Below are 12,022 nucleotides of genomic sequence, written 5' to 3' on the forward strand. Positions count from 1 at the left end.
ATCATTAATTTATTCTTCCCAAAAATCGGGTACTATATTACTCCCTAATAGTGTGCAATCTCCGCATATCTTTGGTACAAATAGATGAGGTCCAAAACATTGCTCCGTATCAGAATTAGGGCCTACATAACTGATTAAATCAAGGTTTACCTGTTCTATAATGGACTGTGGGCAGGGATTGGGCCCAGAAGGACCACTATAACAATACGATTCGTGAGATTCCGGCGCAGTTTTTACTGCGCAGTTAAAAGGATAAGGAGGTAAAGGTTGTCCCTCATATAAATCCGTATAATTAAGGAACAATCTCTTTTTGGAAACAGAAACAACATCAAAAAATCCAATAACCGTTCCCTGGCTGCCATCATCCAAGGAGAGATTTCCTTCTAAAAATCCCGGTTGCACCTGTGAAAAAATGTTGCCGGACTGACTAAAATTATTTAGTTGTTCGTAAAAACCGTAGGATTCTGAACCTGCGACGGACTGCGTTACCTCTATGCTATATCTATGGGTTAATATGTAATTGTCCTTGGCTACAAAGTGAACCATGAAATTATTTATACCACTACTGTTCGTATTGGTATTTTGAGTCTGTATAATGGTGTTGGACGATGCATAGCCGTAACAGGTTTGTTGTTCGTTTACCCGATCCACGATTTCTAGGTCATAAGTTGGTACAGGTAAGGCACAAGGGTCGTAATTCGTTAATTTAAAATCTTTCTGGGTCCAGTTTGGAGCAATAATCTTATAGGTTTCTTCATAGGTGTAGCGTAAGTTTTTTACATTGCCCTCAACCCTGGAATTGTTCAGGAAAATGCCAATTCCTTCAATGCCCGAGGCATTGGTGGTTTTAGCGGCATAAACATCTGCAATAGTGGAAATTCCTTCAATTTTCATGGCTTTGGATGAATATGTTGATCCATCTGTCGTTGCTATGTTCAAAGCATAGGTATTAGAAGGATCGGCAGCAAATTCAGTACTGCTTTCATATATTCCCGGGCTAGTTTCATTAAAGCCATAGATGGTTCCAGATCCGTCTACTATGGATACCGTGGCATTACGTTCATAAGGGACCAAATCCCTGTTGATATCACGTATAGGAACATATGGATTGTAAATGGAATCTATGCCAAGGTCCGTTAGGGTATCCATTCTGCTCAGGACCACACGATGTGTTTTAAGTTCGTTGGTCAACGTAGCCTCTACTATTAGGATTTTTCTGGTAGTGTCATTGGAACCAATTCCTAGGTCTACCTCGTCAATGCAGGAAACCAATAGTGTAAAAAGGGTTATGATGATCGCTATTCTTTTCATTGAATATTGTTTATATCAGAGGGACTTATTAACGCTATCTTTAAAATTTAAAATTGTAGGTGATAGATGGTATGGGGATTGCAAAAATTGAACTTTGTAATGCTTTGACCTCACCATCATCTGTAACAAAAAATACGGAGTAAGGATTGTTTCTCCCTAAAACGTTATAAACCGAAATGGTTACAAAACTATGTGCCAACTTATTTTTTTTATGGTTTCCCTCAATATTCACCCCTAGGTCCAATCGGTAGAAATCAGGAATCCTAAAAGCATTTCTATCGCTAAAGGCTACATAATCAGAATTGTTATATCTAAATGTACCTATAGGGTAAGTAATGGGCCTACCGGTTTGGTACACGAAATTGGCAGATACACTATACCTTCTTGAAAATTTATAATTGGTCACTAAACTTACATCATGGGGCTTATCAAAATTTGATGGAAAGTAGTTGCCATTATTGATACGTTCTTCGCTAAAATCACTATCAAATTTATAAAACGATCTAGAATACGTATAGCCCAACCACCCGTTTAAGTTTCCGGATTTCTTTTTTAATAAAAGTTCCACACCATACGCTTTTCCATCACCCTGTAACACTTGGGTCTCTACATTTTCGTTCAAAAAAAGATTGGCGCCGGTTTTAAAATCAAGTACGTTCTGCATTCGCTTATAATAGCCTTCCAAACTAATTTCAAACATATTGTCCTTTAAATTCTTATAAAAACCTAATGAAGCTTGATAACCAGTTTGTGGTGAAATATTTAAATCTGATAACTTCCAGGTATCAATTGGCGAAACTGTGGTATTGTTGGATAGGGTGTGCAAAAACTGATATGAATTATTGATACTAGCCTTTATCGAAAAATCCGGGGCCAATAGATATCGGGCAGAAATTCGAGCTTCTGGTCCACCATATGTTTTAATGGCTTCTGCACTTCCATAGGAAAGGGTATCTTGAACAGTAGATTCGTTTTTTGGCGAATTCTCTTCATATGTACGTTGGGTGGCAGAACCTAGAGCGGCAAAGCCTGCAAGTCTTACTCCCATGTTAACGGTCAACTTATCGTTAACTTTAAGTTCGTCCCCAATAAAAAGGGCGCCCTCTATAGCTTGTTCCTCATCAATATAAATTGGGGATATTGCAGAGGAATTGTCCTTAGGTTCCAAACTGCCCGGGTTTACACCATAATATTTGGCGGAGATACCGTAATCCAATGTATGTTTATCATTTGCTGTCTTGCGTATTTTATACTTTACTTCCGTTTCATTTATACTGTAGTCCAAATCAAAATCTGTATTGGAGGAGCTTTCATAATCAATTCCAAACCCATAGTTACTATTGGCTATTATTAGGGCATTTGTGGTCTTGTCATTAATTCTGTGATCCCATCTGGCGGAAAATAGTCGGTTACTATAATTATAAAGAGAGTCTGAGGTTATACTGAAGGCATCACGACTATAATATGCGGTGGCCTTTATTTCATTGTTATCGTCCAATTTATCATGGTATTTTACAATACCGTCAAAAAAAGATGCATTACTATTCTTTAAAGATTCCTCGTCCAAGGATTTTAAAATCCAATCTGCATAGGCGCCCCTACCTCCTATGATTAAAGATGAACGGTCTTTCTTTAAGGGTATTTCCAATGCTAAATTTCCGGTGACGGGCCCAATGGAACCTTCTCCTGAAAATTTTTCAACATTTCCATTTTTAGTGCGTATATCAAATACAGATGATAGTCTTCCTCCGAATTCTACCGGGATTGCTCCTTTGTAAATTTCTACACCTTTCGTCGTAAAAGGGTTTAAAGCTTGGAATATGCCAAAGAAATGTTGTGGGGTATATATGACGGCATCATCTAGCAGAACAAGATTTTGGTCCGTTTTACCGCCACGTACGTTTAGGCCAGTGGCACCTTCCCCTGCGGATGAAATTCCGGGTAAAGCTTTCGCAACTTGCAAAATATCACGTTCTCCAAGTACCAATGGTATATTTTTGGAGGTTTCGGAATCTATCTGTTCGCTACCTGTAATGGCCTCTTCCACATTTTTAAATGCATCGGCCTCTACCACAACCTCGTCCAATTGTTGCAGTCCTTCTTCAAGAAATAAATTTAAAGAACCGTTATTGTACATGATGATCTCCCTTTCCGTAGATGCTATACCCATGGCCCTAATATTTAATATATGATATCCCACAGGTAATAATAAGGTATAGGTTCCGGTAGCATCTGTAACCGTAGCTAGATTGGTGCCCTTAACGCGTATGGTCAAATCCTGTATTAGTTCTCCGCTCTTGGCATTTATAGCCTTACCGGTTAATACATAACGCTCTTGAAGGTCGTTTAAGTCACTCTTGCCAATTTTTGCAACAGGATAGGTTTTTTTGGTTTGCGAAGTGGTATAGAAAGGAGGGGGTGGTGGAGCCTTAACTTTTGGTTCGTTTGTGCCAATTTGGTCGGTATTTGTTTTGTTTCCGAAAAAACCTTCAGGTAGTTCGTCATAAATTATCGCATTCTCCAAAAGTACGATATGTTGTTCATCTTCAATTATATAATAGTTCAATGAGGTTTTGTTAAGGGCCAAATCAAGAATATTTTTTAGGTCAGAATCGTCAAATGCCAGAGTGACCGAATCATTCTCAATCCATGGGTCTAAATAATAGAATGAATAATTGGTCTTACGTTCAATATCCATTAAAAGCTTAGCTAAGGGGATATTGTTATAATTACCTGACAAGGTTTTCGTTTCCTGACTTACAGCGGTAATAAACATGAATGAAAACAGACATGTAAATATTGTACACTTTATAAGATTTTGGCTTTTATAAAAAAGACGGAAAATAACATTAGGTGTACCTGTACAACAGTGTTTTTGTTTGGTGGTCATGAAATGTAATTGGTTGGCTAGCTACAATATAGCGAAAGGACCATTATAATAAAAACTTGTTCCGTATATATTCTTATGATGCGAGGATAATTATGGGTATAGAAATTTTAGGGTAACAATTTTATGAATTTAAGGACTCTTTAAAAATATATCGGTGTCAAAATTCATTAATGGACTACACCACAAAAAAGGCAATTATTTAGACAAGTCTAAATTTAGTGTTTTTTTAGTTAAAAAATCTTAAAAAAATGGTTTGGTATATTTACTAAAGTAGGAAAAATACTATAATTATTCTGTTGTTACTGTGTTTTATTACACTTTTCGAGTGATGAAATAGGTATAAAATGTATTAGTTACTAATACGTGATATAATAGTATTTTATTTTTCATCCTCTTGGTTTTTATAGAAATCACTATAAAATGGAAACGTGCTATACATCGATAATACGTATAAAATACTGAACTATTAAGTGGTTTAAAAAGTTATTCTGTGTTTTAAGTATGTTGGGTTATTATAAATATTTGGATTTCGATAATTACGCAAACGTTATAGTTATCAGGCAATAAATATATTGGTATGATTTTGCATGATTTTATTACAGTGGTAAAATAAGAAAATAATTTTCTAAAAAGTATATTAATCTTAATTAAAAAGTAAGTAAAGGACTACGTCTACTTTACTTAATGAACGAATGACATACAAATTTCGACAATACACAACAAAAAAGTGATTCCTGCCTACACCATACCATACTTTTATACAACTACGAAAGTTCCCTATTTTTTCGTAGGCTATCTATGAAAGAAAATTATTTAAACTTCATTTTAAAAGTAACAGCTATAATACCAATATTTTCAGAATATAAGGTTATAGGTAAGCTGTACTTAAAAACAAAATATTACTCTCATTTATTAGAATGGGCTAACAATTTAATGAAGAAGCTTTTTCGGATTAAGAAAAACTTTATAGTTGGGATTATACACATTAAAAGGTTCAATTCAGTTAGAAATGCATCATTAAAATTGTCATTGACCATTAAATGATTAGTTGTTAATAGGGTTAATAATTTTTGTTAAAATTTTTATGTAGTACTATTATGAAAATATCCATTATATCAGTTTTAAAAAGTTTAGCTTTCTTATTGTTACTATTGGTATGTCATCATTCTTTTGGGCAGACAATATTTACCTCCGGAGCTAATAATACAACACTCTTAAATCAGTTAGATGGTCCTGGAGTTATTTTGTCAAACGCCACTTTGGAAGCCGGGAATAGGGCTACTCAAATAGGAATTTTTTCAAATGCAATTTCAGGAGGTAATTTTGAAATTGATGAAGGAGTGGTTCTTTCTACTGGTAGTGTAGACCAAGCTTTTCGAGCAAATTCTGAAACTCAGTCAACGATTAATGCCCCTGGTGTTACTCAATATAATGATTCAGATATTGTTAATATTAATCCAAATGCTAATTATGATGTTGTAGTTTTTTCTTTTGATGTTGTATTGGAACCTGGGTATCAGGATCTATTGGTAAATTTTCAATTTGGCTCCGATGAATATCCTGATTATGTAGGCAGTCAGTTTAATGATATTTTTGGTCTTTTTGTTACTGGACCAGGAATAACAGGTTCTGTTAATATTGCCAATGTTCCAGGAAGTGGTAATCCAGTTGCGGTAAATTCTATAAATGCTGGGTTTCTAGGTTGTCAAGATGATGCAACAGCAGAAGATCTTACTCAGTCTGCACTATATATAAATAATGGTCATAATACGAATGGAGCTATATGTAATACTAACCCAGGCCCCTTTACTGTAACAACGGAATATAATGGATTAACTAATCAGTTACGGGGAACAATATTAAGTTTAGTGCCTGGATCGGTTTATAGATTTAAAGTTGCAATTGCCGACACTGCAGACGCGTCGTTGGATTCTGCAGTTTTTATGAATATAATTTCGGCCTCATTATCAATTACAGCTAATGATGATAATGGTACATCCATTAAAGGAGTTGAAGGGGCTGCTGTTAATAATGTTTTAGCAAATGATGAGTATGGTATTAATACACCTAATTTATCCGATGTAATTATTTCTCAAATTAGTACTACAAATCCTGGTGTTACTATTAACACTTCAACTGGTGAAGTAAATGTTAGTTCAGCGGTGCCAGTAGGAACTTATGAATTGGTATATCAAATTTGTGATGTTGCAAATTCGTCTAGTTGTAGTACGGCCAGTGTATTCATCTATGTTTTGGAAGATACAGATGGTGATGGTGTTGCTGATGCGGATGATATGGATGATGATAATGATGGTATTTTAGATACAGTAGAATGTACCAATTTATTGCTGCAAGGTGGATTTGAAAACTTGACTGGGCTTAGTAACGGAAACAATATAGGTGTTGATATTGCTCCTTGGGTTTTGGGAGGTGGAAACCAAGCCAATGTGGTACAAGTAGACGGTGCTGGTGGTTTCGACTATGGAAACGGTGGGCCTTTTGAAGATGCAAACCCCGAAACAGGTTCTGGTGTTTCTCAACGTTATTTAGACATAGCTGGGGGTTCTAACGATTTTTATCAATCCTTTGTAATAGATGGGACTGCAGAAATTACGTTTTCAGGTTACTTTTCAGCACGAGATAATCTATCTGGTAATGGCAGTATTTCTATCCTGAGCGGTGTAGGAATAGCTGGTACCCTTATAGATGGTTCAGGAACATTGGTAATTAATTCTGATGGGGATTCTCAAAACAAACCATGGACGTATTTTGAAAAAATAATAACACTACCTGCAGGAACCTACTCTTTTGTAGTTTCTATGGATGAAAACTTAAATTTTGACGAAGGTAGAGTTAAAAATTGTTTTGATACAGATGCAGACGGTGTACCGGATTATTTAGATTTAGATTCAGATAACGATGGTATATACGACGCAATAGAAGCCGGTCATGGGCAGACACAAACTTCGGGAAAAGTAGATGGTGCTGTTGGTGCTGACGGTGTTCCTAATGCCGTTCAAGATGGAGGACTAGAAGATAGTTCTACAGTAAATTACATTGTAGTAGATTCTGAAGCAACACCAGATAACATTCCAGATTATTTAGATTTAGATGCAGACAATGATGGTATTCCTGATAATGTTGAAGCCCAAACTACTGCAGGCTATGTTACTCCCAATACAGATGATTCTGCAACTTATATTGTAAATAATGGAGTAAACTCCGCCTATTTAGGAGGTCTGATTCCAGAAAATACAGATGGCACAGATGTACCAGATTATTTAGATTTAGACAGTGATAATGAAGGTGGTAATGACACTGCTGAAGCAGGATTAACGTTAGCAAATAGTGATTCTGATAGTGATGGTTTAGATGATAATATTGATACTTCTGCAGATTATTCTGATCCAAATGGAAGTATAAATGACCCAACAGCTTTACCTAATACACAGAATACTACAACACCAGAGGTTGATTATAGAGATGAGAGTCCTGCGGCGATAGTAGCGAACGACGATGCCACACCAGCGGACCTTACCGCCGTAAACGGATTCACGGGCGGCGATGCCGGCGACGTGACTACGAACGATCTACTTAACGGCGTATCGGTCGATGACAACGATATCAACATTACGATCACGGATATAGACGGACTGACGGGCGTAACGATCGCTGCCGACGGTACGATCACCGTACCAGCAGGAACAGCGGCCAGAACCTACAATGTAGAATACAGCATCTGTGAAAAGCTGAACACATCCAATTGTAATACGGCCATCGCAACGATAGTGGTAGAAGCTGCGGCGATAGTAGCGAACGACGATGCCACACCAGCGGACCTTACCGCCGTAAACGGATTCACGGGCGGCGATGCCGGCGATGTGACTACGAACGATCTACTTAACGGCGTAGCGGTCGATGACAACGATATCAACATTACGATCACGGATATAGACGGACTGACTGGCGTAACGATCGCTGCCGACGGTACGATTACCGTACCAGCAGGAACAGCGGCCAGAACCTACAATGTAGAATACAGCATCTGTGAAAAACTGAACACATCCAATTGTAATACGGCCATCGCAACGATAGTGGTAGAAGCTGCGGCGATAGTAGCGAACGACGATGCCACACCAGCGGACCTTACCGCCGTAAACGGATTCACGGGCGGCGATGCCGGCGATGTGACTACGAACGATCTACTTAACGGCGTAGCGGTCGATGACAACGATATCAACATTACGATCACGGATATAGACGGACTGACTGGCGTAACGATCGCTGCCGACGGTACGATCACTGTACCAGCAGGAACAGCGGCCAGAACCTACAATGTAGAATACAGCATCTGTGAAAAGCTGAACACATCCAATTGTAATACGGCCATCGCAACGATAGTGGTAGAAGCTGCGGCGATAGTAGCGAACGACGATGCCACACCAGCGGACCTTACCGCCGTAAACGGATTCACGGGCGGCGATGCCGGCGATGTGACTACGAACGATCTACTTAACGGTGTAGCGGTCGATGATAACGATATCAATATTACGGTTACCAATGCGGGAGGACTAACAGGTGTAACTATTGCTGTTGATGGCACATTAACAGTACCTGTAGGAACCCAAGCTGGTTCTTATAATGTAGTGTATACGATCTGTGAAAAACTAAATTCTTCAAATTGTAGTACGGCAACAGCAAATGTTGTTGTAGAAGCTGCTCCTATCAATGCTATTACCGATGATTTTTCTGGTAATCCTGTAAATGGAAAAGATGGTGGGACCATAGGTGATGTAACCACTAATGATACCTTGAACGGTGTTGCAGTTGACGATAATGATATTAATATCTCGGTTACGGATAATGATGGGTTGACCGGTGTGACCATAGCAACGGACGGAACATTGATCGTTCCTGCGGACACCCCTGCAGGAACCTATAATGTGGAATATAGTATCTGTGAAAAACTGAACACTTCAAATTGTGATACGGCCATTGCAACGATAATAGTAGAAGCTGCTCCAATAGTGGCCAACGACGATGCCACCCCAGCGGACCTTGTTGCCGTAAACGGATTTACGGGAGGTGACGCTGGAGACGTGACCACCAACGATACCTTGAACAGTGTTGCTGTTGACGATAATGATATTAATATTACCGTAACAAATAATGGTGGTTTGACAGGAGTTACTATTGCAACTGATGGTACTATTTCTGTACCTGCAGGTACAGCGGCCGGTAATTATAGTGTGGTGTATACAATCTGTGAGAAACTTAATACTGCAAATTGTAGTACGGCAACAACAACAATAATTGTAGAAGCAGCTCCAATAGTCGCAAATAATGATACTACTCCAGCGGACCTAACCTCCGTAAACGGATTTGCTGGTGGTAATGCAGGAGATGTTACTTCCAATGATACCTTAAACGGTATTTCAGTGGACGATAACGATATCACCATTCTAATAACGAATACAGATGGTCTTACAGGGGTTACAATTGCTACAGATGGTACGTTGACGGTACCAGCTGGAACTCCGGCTGGAACATATGCAATTGAATACAGTATTTGTGAGAATCTGAACACAGCAAATTGTGATACGGCAATCGTAAATGTGGTGGTAGATGCTCCACTCATTGTAGCTAACAACGATGCCACTCCAGCTGACCTTGCAACCGTGAACGGCTTTGAAGGCGGAGTTGCCGGAGACGTGACCACCAACGATACGTTGAACGGAGTTATAGTCGATGACAACGACATCAATATTTTGGTTACGGATGATGATGGATTGACAGGCGTAACGATAGCAACGGACGGTACGTTGACAGTGCCTGCGAGCACTCCTGCAGGAACCTATAATGTGGAATACAGCATCTGTGAAAAACTGAACACTTCAAATTGTGACACGGCCATAGCAACGATAGTTGTAGAAGCTGCACCTATTGTAGCTAATGTCGATACTACACCAGCGGAGCTTGTACCCGTAAATGGATATGAAGGTGGAGTTGCCGGTGATGTAACGACGAACGATACCTTGAACGGAGTTGCGGTAGATGACAACGACATTAATATAACGTTAGATACAGTTAGTAATACTATAGGCGCTTCTGTTGATGCTAATGGAAACATATCTGTACCGGCTGGAACAGCTGCAGGTACATATAATATAGACTATACTATTTGCGAAAAATTAAACACCGCCAACTGTAGTACCGCAACAGCCTCAATTAGTGTTGAAGCTGCACCAATAGTTGCAAATGATGATGCTACACCGGCAAACCTTGCTTCCGTTAACGGTTATGAAGGCGGTATTGCAGGTGATGTAACCACCAACGATACCTTGAACGGTATACAGGTCCAAGATGCTGAAATTACTATTTCTTTGAACGATGACGGTGGATTGTCTGGAGTAACCATAGAATCGGATGGTGTAGTAACGGTACCGGCTAAGATCAAAGCAGGGACTTATAATATAGAATATACCATATGTGAGATACTAAATCCTGGTAATTGTAGTACGGCTACTGCTACTATAGTAGTGGACCCAGCACCAATTGTTGCTGTTTCTGATGATTTTTCAGCTAATCCCGTAAACGGTAAGGATGGTGGTTCCGCTGGGGACGTAACTCTTAATGATACCTTGAACGGAGACCCGGTCATAGATAATGAAATAAATATTTCATTGATTGATAATGATGGTTTGGTCGGGGTAAATATTAATGCGGACGGTACTGTGAACGTTCCGTCTAACACACCAGCTGGAACTTACAATATTACCTATAGCATCTGTGAGAATTTGAATCCTACAAATTGTGAATCAACTACGGTAACCATAGTGGTTGCTTCCGCTCCAATAATTGCAAATGATGATGACTTCACTGTTAATCCAATTAATGGTAAAGATGGTGGTATTGCAGGTGATGTAACTTTAAACGATACATTGAACGGTAGTCCTGTCAATGATGGAGATATTACGATTACCGTTACTGATAATGATGGATTGAACGGTGCAAGCATTGGTCCAAACGGAAATATTACCGTTCCGGCCAATACACCCGCAGGAACTTATGATGTGATATATAGTATCTGTGAAAATTTAAATCCTACCAATTGTGAATCCGGTACTGCTATTGTGGTTGTTGAGCCTTCGGTTATTGATGCGGTCAATGATGATTTTTCAGGTAATTCAATTAACGGAAAAACTGGGGGTACGCCCGGTGATGTTACCGCTAACGATACATTAAACGGAGTATTGGTAAATGATGGGGATATTACGATTACCGTTACCGATAATGATGGATTAACAGGAGTTAATATTGCGTCAAACGGAAACATCAATATTCCTATAAATACACCTGCCGGAAGTTATTCCATTAATTATAGCATTTGTGAGAATTTGAATCCAACAAACTGTGATGCGGCCACCGCAATCGTAGTGGTTGGCGCCTCACCTATTGTTGCGGTGAACGATGATTTTAGTACTAATCCGGTTAATGGTAAAAATGGAGGAACGGCCGGTGATGTTACATTGAACGATACCTTGAACGGTACAAATGTATCGGATAGTGATATAACGATAACGGTAACCAACAACGATAATTTAACAGGGGTTACCATAAATGCTAACGGTACGGTAAACATTCCTGCAAATTCCCCTGCGGGCACATATACCTTGGAATATCGCATTTGCGAAAATCTAAACCCAGGTAATTGTGCTACGGCAAATGTAGTTGTAGTCGTGAATGCATCTCCAATAGATGCCGTGAATGATGATTTTACCGGAATGCCATAAATGGCCAGGAAGGTGGCGCTGCGGGCGA

Annotated in this window: 3 protein-coding genes; 1 reads left to right on the forward strand and 2 read right to left on the reverse strand. The window is 39.1% G+C overall.

Annotation, left to right across the window (positions count from 1 at the left end; translation table 11 throughout):
* Positions 1-9 precede the first annotated feature (9 nt).
* Positions 10-1,311 carry a DUF4249 family protein gene (locus Q2T41_RS10835; RefSeq protein ID WP_304436099.1) on the reverse strand — a complete coding sequence of 434 codons (1,302 nt, stop codon included), beginning with the start codon at positions 1,309-1,311 and terminating at the stop codon, positions 10-12.
* Positions 1,312-1,351: 40 nt separating this feature from the next.
* On the reverse strand, positions 1,352-4,087 hold the full coding sequence (locus tag Q2T41_RS10840; RefSeq protein ID WP_304436100.1) for a TonB-dependent receptor: 2,736 nt from the start codon (positions 4,085-4,087) through the stop codon (positions 1,352-1,354).
* 1,211 nt (positions 4,088-5,298) lie between these two features.
* Between Q2T41_RS10840 and Q2T41_RS10845 the strand changes: the two genes are divergently transcribed.
* Entirely contained in the window at positions 5,299-11,994 is a 6,696-nt protein-coding gene (locus tag Q2T41_RS10845; protein WP_304436101.1) for a choice-of-anchor L domain-containing protein, read from the forward strand.
* The last annotated feature ends 28 nt before the right edge of the window (positions 11,995-12,022 follow it).

The sequence above is a fragment of the Maribacter confluentis genome, assembly GCF_030505015.1.
GTDB classification, from domain to species: domain Bacteria; phylum Bacteroidota; class Bacteroidia; order Flavobacteriales; family Flavobacteriaceae; genus Maribacter; species Maribacter sedimenticola.

Bases quoted from the DNA above. Each gene is read 5' to 3' on its own strand.
- Q2T41_RS10835 (WP_304436099.1), bottom strand. From the start codon at position 1,311: ATGAAAAGAATAGCGATCATCATAACCCTTTTTACACTATTGGTTTCC.
- Q2T41_RS10840 (WP_304436100.1), bottom strand. From the start codon at position 4,087: ATGTTTATTACCGCTGTAAGTCAGGAAACGAAAACCTTGTCAGGTAAT.
- Q2T41_RS10845 (WP_304436101.1), top strand. From the start codon at position 5,299: ATGAAAATATCCATTATATCAGTTTTAAAAAGTTTAGCTTTCTTATTG.